At 63.8% G+C, this 15,003-nt stretch carries 16 protein-coding genes and 1 pseudogene; 9 read left to right on the forward strand and 8 right to left on the reverse strand.

Annotated elements, in window-relative coordinates:
- The first annotated feature begins 1 nt into the window (after position 1).
- From CNX70_RS23290 to fliR, 8 genes are all read left to right on the forward strand, one after another.
- Positions 2 to 1,279, forward strand: a complete 1,278-nt coding sequence (locus tag CNX70_RS23290) for a flagellar hook-length control protein FliK (protein WP_244198935.1) — start codon at positions 2 to 4, stop codon at positions 1,277 to 1,279.
- 257 nt (positions 1,280 to 1,536) lie between these two features.
- Entirely contained in the window at positions 1,537 to 1,977 is a 441-nt protein-coding gene (gene fliL, locus CNX70_RS23295) for a flagellar basal body-associated protein FliL (RefSeq protein ID WP_341865533.1), read from the forward strand.
- Positions 1,978 to 1,983: 6 nt separating this feature from the next.
- Positions 1,984 to 2,970, forward strand: coding sequence for a flagellar motor switch protein FliM (gene fliM / locus CNX70_RS23300; protein WP_071075860.1), 987 nt, complete (start codon positions 1,984 to 1,986; stop codon positions 2,968 to 2,970).
- Between the two features lie 51 nt (positions 2,971 to 3,021).
- Positions 3,022 to 3,456 (forward strand): flagellar motor switch protein FliN, encoded by a 435-nt coding sequence (gene fliN, locus CNX70_RS23305; RefSeq protein ID WP_034754038.1) that lies wholly within the window; start codon positions 3,022 to 3,024, stop codon positions 3,454 to 3,456.
- Entirely contained in the window at positions 3,453 to 4,040 is a 588-nt protein-coding gene (fliO, locus tag CNX70_RS23310) for a flagellar biosynthetic protein FliO (RefSeq protein WP_096237479.1), read from the forward strand. The genes fliN and fliO overlap by 4 nt, the downstream gene beginning before the upstream one ends.
- Positions 4,041 to 4,047: 7 nt before the next feature.
- Positions 4,048 to 4,806, forward strand: coding sequence for a flagellar type III secretion system pore protein FliP (fliP, locus tag CNX70_RS23315; protein WP_096238644.1), 759 nt, complete (start codon positions 4,048 to 4,050; stop codon positions 4,804 to 4,806).
- A 9-nt stretch (positions 4,807 to 4,815) separates the two neighbouring features.
- The gene (gene fliQ / locus CNX70_RS23320; RefSeq protein WP_071075857.1) at positions 4,816 to 5,085 is read left to right on the forward strand and encodes a flagellar biosynthesis protein FliQ; all 270 of its coding nucleotides are present in this window, start codon (positions 4,816 to 4,818) and stop codon (positions 5,083 to 5,085) included.
- A 16-nt stretch (positions 5,086 to 5,101) separates the two neighbouring features.
- Positions 5,102 to 5,962 (forward strand): flagellar biosynthetic protein FliR, encoded by an 861-nt coding sequence (fliR, locus tag CNX70_RS23325; protein WP_096237481.1) that lies wholly within the window; start codon positions 5,102 to 5,104, stop codon positions 5,960 to 5,962.
- Positions 5,963 to 5,977: 15 nt separating this feature from the next.
- Here the strand turns inward: fliR and CNX70_RS23330 are convergent.
- Positions 5,978 to 6,139, reverse strand: a pseudogene (locus CNX70_RS23330) (amino acid transporter); the annotation flags it as partial.
- A gap of 73 nt (positions 6,140 to 6,212) precedes the next feature.
- Here CNX70_RS23330 and CNX70_RS23335 point away from each other — a divergent pair.
- On the forward strand, positions 6,213 to 6,977 hold the full coding sequence (locus tag CNX70_RS23335; RefSeq protein ID WP_096237483.1) for an ArgP/LysG family DNA-binding transcriptional regulator: 765 nt from the start codon (positions 6,213 to 6,215) through the stop codon (positions 6,975 to 6,977).
- Positions 6,978 to 6,986: 9 nt separating this feature from the next.
- Here the strand turns inward: CNX70_RS23335 and CNX70_RS23340 are convergent, their stop codons facing one another.
- The 7 genes from CNX70_RS23340 to CNX70_RS23370 form a co-directional block, all read right to left on the reverse strand.
- Complete coding sequence (locus tag CNX70_RS23340) at positions 6,987 to 8,246, reverse strand: MFS transporter (RefSeq protein ID WP_096237485.1); 1,260 nt, start codon at positions 8,244 to 8,246, stop codon at positions 6,987 to 6,989.
- Between the two features lie 48 nt (positions 8,247 to 8,294).
- Positions 8,295 to 8,738 (reverse strand): MarR family winged helix-turn-helix transcriptional regulator, encoded by a 444-nt coding sequence (locus CNX70_RS23345; protein ID WP_096238645.1) that lies wholly within the window; start codon positions 8,736 to 8,738, stop codon positions 8,295 to 8,297.
- 168 nt (positions 8,739 to 8,906) lie between these two features.
- Positions 8,907 to 10,148: a flagellar hook-associated protein FlgL gene (gene flgL, locus CNX70_RS23350; protein WP_167389712.1), complete on the reverse strand. Its 1,242-nt coding sequence runs from the start codon at positions 10,146 to 10,148 to the stop codon at positions 8,907 to 8,909.
- Between the two features lie 51 nt (positions 10,149 to 10,199).
- The gene (flgK, locus tag CNX70_RS23355) at positions 10,200 to 12,167 is read right to left on the reverse strand and encodes a flagellar hook-associated protein FlgK (protein WP_096237489.1); all 1,968 of its coding nucleotides are present in this window, start codon (positions 12,165 to 12,167) and stop codon (positions 10,200 to 10,202) included.
- Between the two features lie 88 nt (positions 12,168 to 12,255).
- Positions 12,256 to 13,182 carry a flagellar assembly peptidoglycan hydrolase FlgJ gene (gene flgJ, locus CNX70_RS23360; protein ID WP_096237491.1) on the reverse strand — a complete coding sequence of 309 codons (927 nt, stop codon included), beginning with the start codon at positions 13,180 to 13,182 and terminating at the stop codon, positions 12,256 to 12,258.
- A gap of 10 nt (positions 13,183 to 13,192) precedes the next feature.
- Positions 13,193 to 14,308, reverse strand: coding sequence for a flagellar basal body P-ring protein FlgI (locus CNX70_RS23365; protein ID WP_096237493.1), 1,116 nt, complete (start codon positions 14,306 to 14,308; stop codon positions 13,193 to 13,195).
- A gap of 2 nt (positions 14,309 to 14,310) precedes the next feature.
- Positions 14,311 to 14,961, reverse strand: a complete 651-nt coding sequence (locus tag CNX70_RS23370) for a flagellar basal body L-ring protein FlgH (RefSeq protein WP_096237495.1) — start codon at positions 14,959 to 14,961, stop codon at positions 14,311 to 14,313.
- Positions 14,962 to 15,003 lie beyond the last annotated feature (42 nt).

The raw sequence follows: 15,003 nt of genomic DNA on the forward strand, positions 1-15,003 counted from the left end.
CATGCAAACCCAGCCAACACCGATTTCCCAGATTATCTCGCCGAATGCCACGCCGGGCGCCGCCAACCGCAGCCAGCCGCCCACCAGCAGCACCGCGGGCGACTTCCAGCGCACCCTGAACCGCCAGATCGAGCAACGCCAGGCCAGCCGCAATATGGAGCAAGCGCAGGGACAAGCATCGGCGGCAAGCCGCCCCGCCAGCCATGCGGCAACGCCGGCCCACGCCCAGGTGCCGGCCAGGGAAACGACGCCAGCGCAAGCGGGCACCGAACAGGCCGCCAACAAGGAACAGCCTTCCGCGCCGGCCAGCGAGGCGCCCGCCACCAGCGATAGCGCCACGGCCGAGGCCAGCGTGCCCGCCATTCCCGCCGAGACAGTCGCGCCGCCGGCCGATCCGGCCGCCGAGATGCTGGCCCTGGTGGGCAGCATCCAGCTGGCCATCCAGCCGCCAGCGGCCAAGGCCGCGCCAGAACTGCCCGCGCGCGCCAGCCTCAAGGCCGAGGGCAAGAACCTGGCAACAGGGGCCTTGCTGGCAGCCGGCCAGGGCAGCGGCAAGGCCGCCGCCACCGTTATCGCGCAAGCCGACAGCGGCGACTTTGCCGACAGCCTGGGCCTGGCCCAGGGCAAGACCAGCGCCACGCCAGGCACCAGCGTGCCGAGCGGCAAGGCCGAGCCGGGCAAGCTGGCCATCGATGCGCAGCTGGCGGCCACGGCCAAGGCTGGCAGCGCCGTGGGCGACGCGATCATCAAGGAAGCACCTGCCGACCTGAGCCGCCTGGCAGCCCAGTTGCAGCCAGGCGCGCTGCAGCAGGCCGCCGCCGCTGTGGCCGTGCCGGCAGACAAGCTGACGGGCCGGGTCGGCACGCCGGCCTGGGACCAGCAGCTGGGACAGAAGGTCGTGTGGATGGCGGCCGGTGGCGACCAGAGCGCCACCCTGACCCTGAATCCGCCCGACCTGGGACCGGTGCAAGTGGTCCTGACGGTCACCAATGACCAGGCCGATGCCGCCTTCATGTCGGCCCAGCCCGAAGTACGCCAGGCGCTGGAAGCGGCCATGCCGCGCCTGCGCGAGATGATGAGCGAAGCGGGCATCGCCTTCGGCAGCGCTACCGTCTCGGCCGGCACGCCGGAACAGCAACACAATGGCGAGCGTGCCGCCTCGGGCGAACGCCGCGGCAACGGCCAGGGCGGCGGCGTCTCCGGTGGCGAGATCGCCATCGCGCCGGCGGCGGGCGGACGCAGCCGGCCCAGCCTGAGTGCCGTGGATACCTTTGCCTGAGGCCAATTCGTCGGCCGCAGGCATCAGGCACCCGCCAGAGAGTAACTTTTCGTCTAAAAACAGCGAGTTGAGGGCGCTTCCGCCCTCTTTTCACTGCATCCTTCTGCGCAGAATTTGCCGATAATGACATAATGGCGTCGTGATCCACTTCCATGCACTCGTGTACCATTGAAAGCAAATCCAAAAATGAAAGCAGATCCGAAAGCAGATGCAGGCCTGGCCCCCCCGGCGCCTCGAAAAAGAAGCTTCTGATCATCGTGCTGGCCTCGGTGCTGGTGGCCGGCGGCATCGGTGGCGGTGCAGCCTGGTACTTCCTGCATGGCAAGGCCGATAAAGAAGAAGCGGCGCCCAACAAGAAAAAACATGCCGCTTCCAAGGCAGGTCCGCCCGTCTTCGTGCCCATCGATTCCTTCACCGTCAACTTGCAGCCGGAAAATGGCGAGCAATACCTGCAGATCGCCTTCACCTTGCAGGCCAGCAGCCCGGAAGAAATGGACTTGATCAAGGTCAACATGCCGAAAGTGCGCAGCCGCTTGCTGCTGCTGCTGTCCGGCAAGAAGGCATCCGAACTCAATACCGTGGAAGGCAAGCAGCAACTGGCGGCCGAAATCATCAATCAGGTGAACCAGCCGTTCGAGGACAAAGGGCCGGAGCAGGACGTGACGGACGTATTATTTACCGCATTCATCATTCAATAAGCAGCCATGGCCGATAATTTCCTCTCCCAGGAAGAAGTCGATGCCCTTCTGAAGGGCGTCAACGGAGACCAGGACGACGCGCAGGCGCCGGAAGATGTCACGGGAGTTCGTACCTACAACCTGGCAACCCAGGAGCGCATCGTGCGCGGCCGGATGCCAACGTTGGAAATTATCAACGAGCGTTTCGCCCGCCTGCTGCGCGTGGGCCTGTTCAACTTCCTGCGCCGCAGTGCCGAAGTGTCGGTGGGTTCCGTGCGCGTGTCGAAGTACAGCGAGTTCATCCGCAACCTGGTGGTGCCGACCAATCTGAACCTGGTGCACATGAAGCCGCTGCGCGGCACGGCCCTGATGGTCTTCGATCCGGGCCTGGTGTTCCTGCTGGTCGACAATCTGTTTGGCGGCGACGGACGTTTTCATACGCGTGTCGAAGGACGCGACTTTACGCAGACGGAGCAGCGCATCATCTTGCGCATCCTCGACATCGTCTTTGAAGCCTATACCAAGTCGTGGGAACCGGTCTTCCCCGTCGAGTTCGAATATATCCGTTCGGAAATGAACACGCAGTTCGCCAACATCGCCACGCCGAACGAGGTCGTCGTCGCCTCGACGTTTACGGTGGAACTGGGCTCCGTTTCCGGACAAATCCACTTCTGCATGCCGTACTCGATGATCGAGCCGATCCGCGATTCGCTGACTTCGAGCCTGCAGGGCGAAGCGCTGGAAGTGGACAAGCGCTGGATCCGCCTGATGACGCAGCAGATCCAGATCGCCGAAGTCGAACTGGTGGCGTCGCTGGGCACGGCGCGCGTCTCGTTCGACGAGATTTTGAACATGAAGGTGGGCGACATCATTCCGCTGAATATTCCCGAACTGATCGCCGCCACCGTCGACGGCGTGCCCGTGATGGATTGCACATATGGCGTGTTGAACGGACAATATGCGCTGAAGGTTGAAAAGTTGTTGGCAAATTCCGATAACATGAATAATCACTAAATAACTACCCGGGCCGCGTTGCGGCCCGTATCTGCACAACAGGAGAAACACATGTCTGACAACCAAGACGACCAAAGCGCGGAAGACGATTGGGGCGCGGCCATTGCCGAGCAGGCCAAGGCGGAAGCCGAAGCGCTGCAAAACCAGGCCGCCAATACGGCCAGCGCGGCCAGCGCCGCCGTGTTCAAGGACTTTTCCAAGCAGGCGTCGAAGTCGGAAACGCACAACGATATCGATTTCATCCTCGATATTCCCGTGCAGCTGACAGTCGAACTGGGCCGCACCAAGATCGCCATCAAGAACTTGCTGCAACTGGCACAGGGTTCCGTGGTCGAGCTCGACGGCCTGGCGGGCGAACCGATGGACGTGCTGGTGAACGGCTGCCTGATCGCCCAGGGCGAAGTGGTGGTGGTGAATGACAAGTTTGGTATCCGCCTGACCGATATCATCACGCCTTCCGAACGCATCCGAAAATTGAATAAATGAAGCCTGGCCTGTTGATTTCCACCGTGCTGCCGCTCATGGCGGCATGCAGCATTGCGCTGGCGGCGCCCGCTTCGGCGCCCGTACCAGCTTCGGTCCCGGCTGAAACGGCGGCGGCCAGTGCAACTGCCGAAGTGGCATCTGAAAAACCCGCTGCCGCCGCTGCAGCGGCCCCCGCCCCTGCCGCCGCCCTGCCCGCCATGCCGGCGGGCGCGCCCATGACGATGGCGCCGACGAGCTCGGCCGGCAGCTTGCTGCAAACCATCTTGGCGCTGGTGTTCGTGCTGGCCCTGCTGATCGGCCTGGCCTGGTTCATGAAGCGCTATGGCCCCAAAGTCATGGGCGGCAACAACAAGATGCGCGTCGTCAGTTCGCTCAATCTGGGCGGACGCGAACGCATCGTCCTCGTCGAAGTGGCCGACCAGTGGATCGTCGTCGGCGCCTCGCCCGGCCGCATCAACGCGCTGGCGACCATGCCGCGCCAGGAAGGCGAGTTGCCGCAATTGGCAACGGCGCAAAACGGCCCTGCGGCGGCCAATTTTTCCGAGTGGCTGAAACAGACCATCGAAAAACGCAATGGGAAATAAGCAGCAGATGGCGTGGTCCAACGTAAAGACTCCCCTGACCTGGCTGCTGGCGGCGGCGGCCCTGGCCTTGCCGCTGTGGGCCATGGCCCAGCCGGGTATCCCGGCCTTCAACAGCACGCCGGCGCCGGGCGGCGGACAGAATTACTCACTGCCGGTGCAGACGCTCATCCTGATGACGTCGCTCACCTTCCTGCCGGCGGCCCTCCTGATGATGACCTGCTTCACGCGCATCATCATCGTGCTGTCCCTGCTGCGCCAAGCCATCGGCACGCAATCGGCGCCGCCGAACCAGGTGCTGGTGGGACTGGCCCTGTTCCTGACCCTGTTCGTCATGGGCCCCGTGTTCGACAAGATTTATACGGATGCCTATCTTCCTTATCAGGAAAACAAGATCAGCATGCAGCAAGCCATGGACAAGGGCGTCGATCCCCTGAAAACCTTCATGCTCAAGCAGACGCGCCAGGCCGACCTGGCGCTGTTTGCCAAGATGTCGCGCTCGCCGGCCCTGCAAGGCCCGGAAGACGTGCCGCTGCGCATCCTCGTGCCCGCCTTCGTCACCAGCGAACTGAAGACGGCATTCCAGATCGGCTTTGCCATCTTCATCCCGTTTTTGATCATCGACATGGTGGTCGCCAGCGTGCTGATGTCGATGGGCATGATGATGATGTCGCCGGCGACGATCTCGCTGCCGTTCAAGCTGATGCTGTTCGTGCTGGTCGATGGCTGGCAATTACTGCTGGGCTCCTTGTCTCAGAGTTTTTACTAGGGGAAAACGATGACACCCGAAAGCGTCATGACCCTGGGCCGCCATGCGATGGAAGTCACCCTGATGGTGGCCGCGCCCATGCTGCTCGTCGCCCTCATCATCGGCTTGATCGTGAGTATCTTCCAGGCGGCCACGCAGATCAACGAGTCGACCCTGTCTTTCATCCCCAAGCTGGTCGGCATCTTTGTCGCCCTCGTCGTGGCCGGTCCGTGGATGCTGTCCGTCATGCTCGACTACATGCGCCAGGTATTTACCGGCATTCCGAACCTGGTGGGTTAGTGCAGCCACCATTGCCATGCTGACCCTGTCGAGCATCGAACTGAATACCTGGATCGCAGCACTGCTGTGGCCGCTTAGCCGCATCCTCGGCCTGATTGCGGCCGCGCCCCTGTTCGGCAACGCGGCCGTGCCGGCCAGCGTCAAGGTGACCCTGGGCGCGCTGCTGGCCATGATCATCGCTCCCACCGTGCCGGCCTTGCCGGCCGTCAACCCGATGTCCTTGCCCGGCTTGCTGATCCTGACGCAAGAGATGCTGGTGGGCCTGGCCATGGGCTTTTCCATCCGCATCGTGTTTTCCGCCGTCGAAATGGCGGGCGAGCTCAGCAGTCTCACCATGGGCCTGGGCTTCGCCTCGTTCTTCGACCCGCAAACCAAGGGCAGGTCTTCCGCCATCAGCCAGTTCCTCGTCATGCTGGCCACCTTGATGTTTTTGACAGTCAACGGCCACCTGGTCTTGCTGGCGGCGCTGGCGGAAAGCTTTGTCAGCCTGCCCATTTCATCGAATCCCATCAGCGGCGGCGGTTTCCAGCAATTGGCGGCCTGGGGCGGGGAAATCTTCCGCTCCGGCCTGCAAATTGCGCTGCCCATCATCGCCGCCCTGCTGCTGACCAACGTGGCGCTGGGCATTTTGACACGGGCCGCGCCACAGCTGAACATTTTCGGTATCGGTTTTCCCGTGACCCTGGGCGTGGGCTTGCTGGTGATCAGCATGGTCCTGCCCTACCTGGCCACGCCGTTCCAGAACATGTTCCTGCGCGGCATAGAAGCGGCGCGTTTGCTGCCGCGCGGCTTCGCCACGCGCGACCGCCCACCGCCGCCCGCGCCGCCGAATCCCTTGCGCCCCGCGCCGCCAGCAGCGCTGCCGGCAGCGCGCTGATCAGGGCTAGCCGCCCAGCGCGCAAAACAGCACGATGGCGCCCACGTGTTCGCGGCGCAGGCCTTGCCGCAAGACAAAGGCATTTTGCGAGCCGATGGCAACGATGAGTCCCAGGCCCAGGGTCATGCCCTGGAAAAAGACGGAAAAAACCAGTGGGGTGGTGGCGGAGAGTGTCATGCGGCGATCTTGCCAGCCGCACGCAATGAAGGCAAACTACCTTTTCTATTGCTACTTAAGGAAAACTTTATCCATGCTCGACTATGCCGCCCTGGGCGCCCTGGCCGCCGTCATCCGCGAAGGCAGTTTTGAGCGCGCGGCGCGCGCCTTGCATGTGACGCCATCGGCCATTTCGCAGCGCATCCGCCTGCTGGAAGAGCGCGTCGGTTGCGCGCTGGTGATACGCGATCAACCCTGCCGCGCCACGGAAACAGGCCGGCGCTTGTGCCAGCACGTGGACCAGGTGCAACTGCTCGAACAGGATTTGCAGGGCAACTTGCCGGCGCTGGCGCAGGCAGCACTGGGCGTGTCGCGCGCCAGCGTGCCCGTCGCCGTGAATGCCGACAGCCTGGCCACCTGGCTGGCGCCCGCCATCGCCGCCTTCGCCGCCGGGCACCCGGTGCTGCTGCAAGTGGCCGTTGACGACCAGGACCATACGGCCGAGTGGCTGCGCAGCGGCACCGTGCTGGCCGCCGTCAGCGCCATGGCCCGGCCCGCATCGGGCTGCAACAGCCGCCCGCTGGGCGCCATGCGCTACCTGGCGGCCGCCAGTCCCGCCTTCCTGCAGCGGTATTTTGCCCACGGCGTGGGCGCCGCCAGCCTGGCCCTGGCGCCCAGCCTCGTGTTCAATGCCAAGGACGAGCTTCAATCGCGCTGGGTGCGGCGCCTGTGCCACCGGCATGTGGAATTGCCGCGCCATGCCCTGCACTGGCACACGGCACGCGCCGCGTCCGGCCTGCTCGACGGTTTGAGCGCAGCCATCCTGGCTGCCGGCCGCACGGGCCTGCTGCCGCCCTGATTGCCAGGCTCAGGGCTGGTCGCTGCTGAACGCGAAGCGCCAGCGCCGCACATCGACATTCAAACGCAACTGGTGATGTTTGACCAGGTAGCGCACGCCGACCAGCGCCGCCGCCAGCCCCGACAGGGCGGCTATGCCCAGCGCCCAGCGCGGGCCGAAGGTGTCGGCCACCCAGCCCACGACGGGTGCGCCCAGCGGCGTGCCGCCCGCCGAGATGGCCAGCAGGATAGCCATCACGCGACCCCGCATGGCGGGTGCCGTCGACAGTTGCACGCTGCTGTTGACGCTGGTGGTAAACGTTTGCGCGGCGATGCCGATGAGCACCAGCATCATGCCGAACAGCCAGTAATTGGGCATCACGGCGGCCAGCGCGCAGGCCAGGCCGAACAGCGCCGCCGCCCCCAGCAGCAAGGCCAGCGTCGGCTGGCCACGGCCCGCCGCCAGCAGGGCGCCGGCCACGGAGCCGCACGCCATGATGGAACTGAGCACGCCATACTGGCCGGCGCCCGCATGGAAGGCCGTGACCGACATGGTCGAGAGGAAAATCGGGAAATTCAAGCCGAAAGTGCCGATCAGGAACAGCATCAGCAGGATGGCCATCAGGTCGGGCCGCTGGCGCACGTAGCGGAAACCCTCGCCCAGGCTGGCGCGCGTGGCCTTGATGCGCGGCGCGCGGCGCAGCAATTGCACGCGCAGCAGCAACAGCGAACCGATCACGGCGGCAAACGAGGCGGCGTTGATGATGAAGACCCAGCCACTGCCGACGCTGCTGATCAGCAGCCCTGCTACTGCGGGGCCCAGCATGCGCGCCGCATTGAACGAGGTGGAATTGAGCGCCACTGCATTCGTCAAGTCTTCCTCGCCGACAATTTCGGCAACAAACGTCTGGCGCACGGGCGAATCGAAGGCCGTCACGCAGCCCAGCAGGAAAGCAAACACATACACATGCCACAGTTGTACCAGGCCGCTGATGCACAAGATCCCGAGTCCCAGCGCCAGCAAACCCATGGCCGCCTGCGTGCACAGCAGCAATTTCCTGCGGTCGAGCAAGTCGGCTGCCATGCCCGTCAGGGGCAGCAACAGCAGTTGCGGGCCGAATTGCAAGGCCATGACGATGCCGACGGCGCTGGCATTGTGCTGCGTCAATTCGCTCAGCACCAGCCAATCTTGCGCCGTGCGCTGCATCCAGGTGCCGATATTCGACACCAGGGCACCGCCGGCCCAGATACGGTAATTGGGAATGCGTAACGAACGGAAGGTGTTGTTCATCTGGGCGTGCGGGCTCCTTGCCGGGGTCGTGGTGGAAAATTCAGCGCATCACTGCGCCAAGCGTTTGAGTAAGGCCACCGCATGGTTCAGTTCGGTGACTTCGTCCGGCGTGAGCCGGGTTTCAATGGTGCGCGCCAGCCAGTCCTCGCGCGCGGCACGGCTGGCCGCGATCCAGGCGCGACAACTGTCCGTCAGGGTCAAGAGCGTCTGCCGGCCATCCGCCGGGTCGGGCGAGCCCGTCACCATCCGCGCCTCCGTCAAGGCTTGCACGGTGGCGGCCATCGACTGGGGCCGCATGCCTTCGGCGCGCGCCAGGCTGCTGGCGGTGGCCGGGCCATCGCGCTCGAGGCGGCTCAGCACGGATGCCTGCGACATGCTGACATCGCCCAGATGCGCTTCTTCGCGCAGGCGGCGGCGCAGCTTGCCGACCAGGATACGTAATTCGCCGGCCAGTTGCAGCACTTGTTCGTGGTCTTCTTGTAAAGTGGTCATGGTAGCCATAGGGTGTATCAACGGCCATCAGTATAACAGATAGACAGGTAGACTGCACAGTTTGCCTGTACATCTTGTCAAGGCGGCCATTTTGCGCACGTAAAAAAGCCGGGGCGGGAGGTATTCTCCCTGCCCCGGCTTGCCGGTCATCCAGCTGATACCGAGCTCTTAGCTGATGTAATTGAACAGCGACAGGCCCGAGATCGAGGTGAATGTTTTTTGCGCCGCCTGCAGGGTGACCTGCTGCTGGGTGAAGGTGGAAATGGCTTTCACCATGTCCAGGTCTTGCAGGTCCGACAGGGTGGTGGCGTACTGGAGGTCGAGGTCGTCGCCTGCGCTGTCGAGATAATCGAGCTCTTTCATGCGGGCACCCACTTCGGTGCGCACCGACAGCACATTGTCGTAGGCCGTGTCGAGTATATTGTGGGCCGCGTTCAAGCCGTTCGCCAGGCGCGCCTGGCCCGCGTCGCCAGTGGTCGTCTGGCGCAGCACGCCGATCAGGTTTTTCACGGTGGTAAACAGCGATTCCTTGGCGCTCGGCTCCAGCGTAAAGCTGTCCTGGTCGGCCGGCGCACCCGTGATGTTGACTTGCTGGCCGTCGAAGGTGATGGTGTCGCCAGTCTTGTAGGGGACGGGCACGGCGGGATTCGGTACCGTCTGGCCCAAGGTGGCGTCGGTGATGGTATACGTGGTGACGGCAGTCGTACCCGTGCCCGCGACCTTGAAGTCAATGGAATACTTATGTCCCGTCAATGCCGTCGGGTCCGTCACCGTGCCGCCGGAAACGATGCCGGAACCACCGCGCGTGAAGTTGCCGGCGGCGGCGGCCGTGGTGAACTTGCCGTTGCCGGTCAGGTTGTTTTCAAAGACGGTGGCGCCGGAATCGCTGGTCGCCAGGTTGCGCGCCGAGCCCACCTGCAATTCGCGCTGGCCCTGGTCGCCCACATAGGTGGCGCCCGTCGGCGTCTGGCTGAATGGCTGGGTGGTGGATTTATAGCCGGAAAACAGGTAGCCACCGGCGCCGTCGGCCGTGTTGGCGATGCCCAGCAAGTCGGTCAGCCGCCCTTCCAGCTCCCTCGCCAGGGTCTCGCGGTCGACGTCTTTCAGCGCGGGATTGCCGGCCTTGACGACCAGGTCTTTCACGTCCGCAATCAGTGAACCCGTGCTGGCCAGCGCCAGCTCTTCCTGTGACAGGAAATTCTTCGCATTCGAACGGTTCGTCACGAACTGGGTATTGATCGATTGCGACTGCGTCACTTCCAGCGCGCGCGCCGAGGCGATCGGATCGTCGGCAGGCGTCAGATTGCGGCGGTTCGCCGACAGCTGCATCTGCGTACGGTTCAGGGCGCCCTGCAGATTGTTCAGCTGCGAACTGCCCTGGTCATAAATCATTCGTGTGCTGATGCGCATGATGCTGCCCTTCCAGAAAGCCGCCGCGCGCTATGTCGCGGCAAAAATTGATTAACGTCCCAGGCCGATGACCACGTCGAACAGGGTGCTGGCGATCTGCATGACCTTGCCGCACGCCTGGTAGGACTGCTGGTAACGCAGCAGGTTGGCCGCCTCTTCATCGAGGTTGACGCCGGAGACGGCCTGCTGCTGGGTGCTGACCTGCTGCAGCAAGGCCAGGCTGGCCAGGCCGCTGACCTGTACTTCGCGTGTCTTGTTGCCCACGAAGCTGACGGTTTGCGCATACGAGCCCTGGAACGTGGCATTGCCGCCATCGAGGATATTCTTCGTCTGCAAGCCCGCCAGCAGCGCGGCATTGCGGTTGTCGCCCACGCCACCCGTATTGGGCTTGATCGTGAAGGTATCGCCCTGCGCCGGCGTGCCCGTCATGCTGACATTGATGCCGCCAAAGCTGAAGTTGTCGCCTTCCGCATACGGGATGCTCGCCGTGCCGGCCGGATAGGTCGTGGTGGCGCCATTCACACCCTTGACCGTCACCGCCTGGCCGGCCGGGAAACCCGTCAGCGAGGTAGTCGCCTTGTCGTAGGTCAAGGTCACGGGCCCCGTCAGGGCATTGCCCGGGGTCAGGTAGGCCTTGTCGACGGAGCCGGCGCTGAGCTTGCCCGTGCCCGTATTGGCCACCGGCGCCGAGGTGGCGATGGGGGCGGCGGCGGCAATCTTGTTGCGGTCGGTGATCAGCACGGCCAGGCCCGCCGCGCCATTCGCCGTCGGTTTGATGACGTAGTTGTCGCCCTGGGCGGCCGTGCCCGAGATCGAGAAATCGACGCCGTCGATGGTTTGTGGCGCCGTTTGCGGATACGGATTGATGATGGTGTGCGCGCCGTCCGATTCGCGCGTCACCACATAATTGGTGCCATCGTAATTCAGGCTGTAATCGCTGGCCGTCAGCTTGGTGGGGTCGCTGACCTTGGCCGACAGCACGGTGGTGCTGCTGGCGTTGTTGCCGCGGTCGGCGCCGATCACGGGGTCGGGTATCTTGAAAAAGTCGCCGCCCATGACGCCATTCAAGTCCTGGCCCAGCTTGTGCTGGTCGTTGAAGGTACTCGCCAGCGCGATGGCCACCTTGCCCAGCGAGTTCTGCACATTGTCCAGGGTGCCGCTGCGAAATTCCAGCAAGCCGCCCAGCGAGCCGCCGGCCAGGGAGCTGTCCGGCAGTACGCTGACGGTATTGCCCGTGACATAGCCCACCTCGATGCGGTTCGGGTCCGTCCGCGAAGGCGTAGCCGCCAGCGCGAAGCTGCGGTCCGCCACCACCAGCGGCTGGCCCGCGCCAATGGAAATGGTGACGGTATTGTTGGCAGCGGGCTGCACCGTCGCCTTGACATATTTATTCAATTCCGTGATCAGCTGATCGCGCTGGTCCAGCAGATCGTTGGGCTGGTTGCTGGCATCGACCGACAATTGGGAAATCGACTTGTTCAGCTCGGCGAGTTGCTTGGCGTAGGTATTAATCACCGTCACATTCGACGTGATCTGCGAATTGACGCCGTCGCCGATCTCCGTCAGGCGCGCGCTCAAGCCCTGGAAACGGGAAGCGAGCGAGCCTGCGCTCGACAGCAACGCCTGACGCGAGGCGACCGAAGACGGATTGGCGCTGAAGTCCTGCACGCCCTTGAAGAAATCCTGCATGGCGGGCGACAGGCCCGCCGTGGGGTCGGCCAGCAAGTTGTCGATCTGGCTGATCTGCGTGTAATAGCTATCGAGCGCGCTGGTGGCGCTTTGCGCGGCATTGACCTGGGTGCCCATGAAGCTGTCGTACTGGCGCTTGATCTGCGACACTTCCGTGCCCGTGCCGACGAAGCCATAGCCGGCAAAGTTCGACTGCGAAGTCTGCTGCAGCACCGTCTGGCGATTGTAGCCGGGTACATTCGCATTGGTGATGTTATGCCCGGTCGTCGACAGGCCCACCTGCGCTGCAAGCAAACCGCTCTTACCGATACTGAGTAGATTCGAAGTCATGGTGTCTTATTGGTTACCGTCACATGTATTTACGGCAGCCGCGGCGAAAACTTGAAGCGCGCAGCCTGCACAGGGGTAGGAAGGCGGCTTAACCGACCAGCGAATGCTTGATGATTTTTGTCAATTTGGCAGCGTAATTCGGGTCCGTCGCGTAGCCAGCCTTTTGCAAGCCCTGGGCAAACGTGCTGGCGTCGCCCGCGCTGGCGAGCACTTTCTCGTAGCGCTTGTTGTTGGTAATCAACTGCGCATAATCCTTGAAGCTGTCCGCGTAACTGTCATAGGCGCGGAATTTTTCCACCTTGCGCTGCGCCTTGCCATTCACATATTCCGTGGTGACGGCTTCCGTGACCTTGCCCTTCCAGTCGCCCGTGGCCTTGATGCCGAACAGGTTGTGGCTGCTGCTGCCGTCGCGGGCGATGATTTCGCGCTTGCCCCAGCCCGTCTCCAGCGCTGCCTGGCCCAGCATGAACTTGGCCGGGATGCCGGTGGCGCGGCTGGCTTCTTCCGCGTGCACGCCCAGCTTTTCCTGGAAGGCGCGCACATGCGGCGCCTGCGTGGCGTTGGCCTTCTCGCTCAGGGTCTTGCCGCTGCCGCTGGCACTGCTTGCGCCGTCGGTGAGGGCGCCCTGCTGCTGGCGGAATGCGGCCAGCGCCTGCGTCATGCTCGACGAGCGGGGCGACGGCGCTTCGGCGCCATCGGCGGCCAGCGCCTGGTTCGAGGACGACAGCTGGCGGATCAGCACGTCCGCCAGGCCCGTGCCCCGCTTGGCCAGGTTCTGGCTCGTCTGCTGGTCCAGCATCGAGGTATACATCTTGCTTTGCTGGCTATCCATGATGCCGTCCTGCGGCGAGGCTTCACGCATGCTTTTCATCATCATGTTGATGAACATGGCTTCAAATTGCGTGGCCGCCTCTTTCAGGGCGGCAGGGTCCTTCGCCCTGGCGGACTGGCGCAAGCCATCCATGCCCTTGACGTCGTAGGCGGCGGTGTTGCTGAGGTCGGTTTGGCTGATCATGGCGTGTCCATCAAATGATTTCAAGTTCGGCGCGCAGCGAACCGGCCGCCTTCATCGCCTGCAGGATGGCCAGCAAGTCTTGCGGCGAGGCGCCGATGGCGTTCAAGGCTTTCACCACATCGGACAGCGAAGCGCCACCCTTGACCAGCATGACCTTGCCCGGTTCCTTCTTGATATCGATCTGTGCCGTCTGCGTGACCACCGTGCGCCCGCCCGACAAGGGCGCCGGCTGGCTCACCTGTGGCTCGACATTGATGGTGACGGACAAGTTGCCGTGCGAAATAGCGCAGGTTTCCAGCGTCACAGACTGGTTCATCACAACGGAACCGGTACGCGCATTCATGATGACCTTGGCCGCCAGGCGGGCCGGATTGACTTCGATGCTTTCCAGCTGGCCCAGGAAGGTCACGCGCTGGTCGCTGCTGCCCGGCGACTGCACCTGAATCACGCGCCCGTCCAGCGCGGCAGCCGTGCCGGCGCCGTAGCGGCTGTTGATGGCGTCGACCACGCGGCTGGCGGTGGCGAAATCGGTGGCATTCAATTCCAGGCGGATGGTGTTGTTGGCGCCCAGCACCGAGGGCACAGTGCGCTCGACGGTGGCGCCACCCGAGATGCGCCCCACGCTCAGGTGATTGATGACGATGGAGCTGCCGGCCGCCTGCGCGCCCACGCCGCCCACCAGTACATTGCCCTGCGCCATGCCGTACACCTGGCCGTCGGCGCCCTTCAATGGCGTCATCAGTAAGGTGCCGCCGCGCAAGCTTTTCGCATTGCCCATCGACGACACGGTCACGTCGAGCATCTGGCCCGGCTGGGCAAACGCGGGCAAGGACGTCGTCACCATCACGGCGGCCACGTTTTTCAGCTGCAAACTGGTACCTTGCGGCAAGTTGATACCTTGCTGCTGCAGCATCGCCGCCACGCTCTGGATGGTGAACGGCGTTTGCGTGGTCTGGTCGCCGCTGCCGTCGAGGCCGACAACCAGGCCATAGCCCATCAGCTGATTCTGGCGCACGCCGGCGATGCTGGCCAGGTCTTTCAGGCGTTCGGCCTGGGCGACGGGCGCCAGCATGGCGGCTGCCAGGCCGCAGGCGAGCAAAAGGCGGGGGAAAGTCAAGGTCGCCATGATCAGAACGGCAGCAGGCTGAGGAAGAAGCGCGAGGCCATCGAGGCCATTTCGGCGCGGTCGATCTGGCTGTTGGTGCGGTATTCGACGCGCGCGTCGGCCACCTGGGTCGAGGCCACGACGTTGCCCGTGCCGATGGTGTCCGGATTGACCATGCCCGAGAAGCGGATGAATTCCGTGCCCTTGTTCATGGCGATCTGTTTTTCGCCGGCGACGATAAGATTTCCGTTTGGCAATACTTCGATCACCGTCACGCCGATCGTGCCGGAAAAGGTGTTGCTGGCGGACTGGTTGTCGCCATCCGCAAACTTGGTCGCACCATTCGCCGAGACGCTGCCGCCCAAACGGCCCTGGGCAAAACCAGGCGTACTGAAGCCCACGCTGCCGGACTTGTTGCCGGAACTGGCGCCCGCCTTGACGGCGTTCGTGCGCTCGGTGATGGCGATGATCATGGTGTCGCCCACGTGGCGCGCGCGGCGGTCTTCGAAGGCGGGACGGTAGGTCGACGGCTGGTAGATGGAACCGTTGCTGACGACCACGGGTTCCGGCATCGGTGCGCGCGTGGTGGTCGGGTATTGCACGATGGACGTAGGCGTGATGGCGCAGCCGGACAACAGGACTGCGGACAACAGGGCGATGATGGGGTATTGCATGGCGAACCTCCGCTGCCATCCGGCGGCGGATGGCATGACGAC

This window comes from Janthinobacterium svalbardense (genome assembly GCF_002327145.1).
Lineage (GTDB): Bacteria > Pseudomonadota > Gammaproteobacteria > Burkholderiales > Burkholderiaceae_D > Janthinobacterium > Janthinobacterium tructae.

Bases quoted from the DNA above. Each gene is read 5' to 3' on its own strand.
- flgL (WP_167389712.1), bottom strand. From the start codon at position 10,148: ATGCGCATCAGCACACGAATGATTTATGACCAGGGCAGTTCGCAGCTG.
- CNX70_RS23370 (WP_096237495.1), bottom strand. From the start codon at position 14,961: ATGCAATACCCCATCATCGCCCTGTTGTCCGCAGTCCTGTTGTCCGGC.
- fliR (WP_096237481.1), top strand. From the start codon at position 5,102: ATGCTGACCCTGTCGAGCATCGAACTGAATACCTGGATCGCAGCACTG.
- flgJ (WP_096237491.1), bottom strand. From the start codon at position 13,182: ATGATCAGCCAAACCGACCTCAGCAACACCGCCGCCTACGACGTCAAG.
- fliQ (WP_071075857.1), top strand. From the start codon at position 4,816: ATGACACCCGAAAGCGTCATGACCCTGGGCCGCCATGCGATGGAAGTC.
- CNX70_RS23335 (WP_096237483.1), top strand. From the start codon at position 6,213: ATGCTCGACTATGCCGCCCTGGGCGCCCTGGCCGCCGTCATCCGCGAA.
- CNX70_RS23365 (WP_096237493.1), bottom strand. From the start codon at position 14,308: ATGGCGACCTTGACTTTCCCCCGCCTTTTGCTCGCCTGCGGCCTGGCA.
- CNX70_RS23290 (WP_244198935.1), top strand. From the start codon at position 2: ATGCAAACCCAGCCAACACCGATTTCCCAGATTATCTCGCCGAATGCC.
- flgK (WP_096237489.1), bottom strand. From the start codon at position 12,167: ATGACTTCGAATCTACTCAGTATCGGTAAGAGCGGTTTGCTTGCAGCG.
- fliP (WP_096238644.1), top strand. From the start codon at position 4,048: ATGGCGTGGTCCAACGTAAAGACTCCCCTGACCTGGCTGCTGGCGGCG.
- CNX70_RS23345 (WP_096238645.1), bottom strand. From the start codon at position 8,738: ATGACCACTTTACAAGAAGACCACGAACAAGTGCTGCAACTGGCCGGC.
- fliM (WP_071075860.1), top strand. From the start codon at position 1,984: ATGGCCGATAATTTCCTCTCCCAGGAAGAAGTCGATGCCCTTCTGAAG.
- fliO (WP_096237479.1), top strand. From the start codon at position 3,453: ATGAAGCCTGGCCTGTTGATTTCCACCGTGCTGCCGCTCATGGCGGCA.
- fliN (WP_034754038.1), top strand. From the start codon at position 3,022: ATGTCTGACAACCAAGACGACCAAAGCGCGGAAGACGATTGGGGCGCG.
- CNX70_RS23340 (WP_096237485.1), bottom strand. From the start codon at position 8,246: ATGAACAACACCTTCCGTTCGTTACGCATTCCCAATTACCGTATCTGG.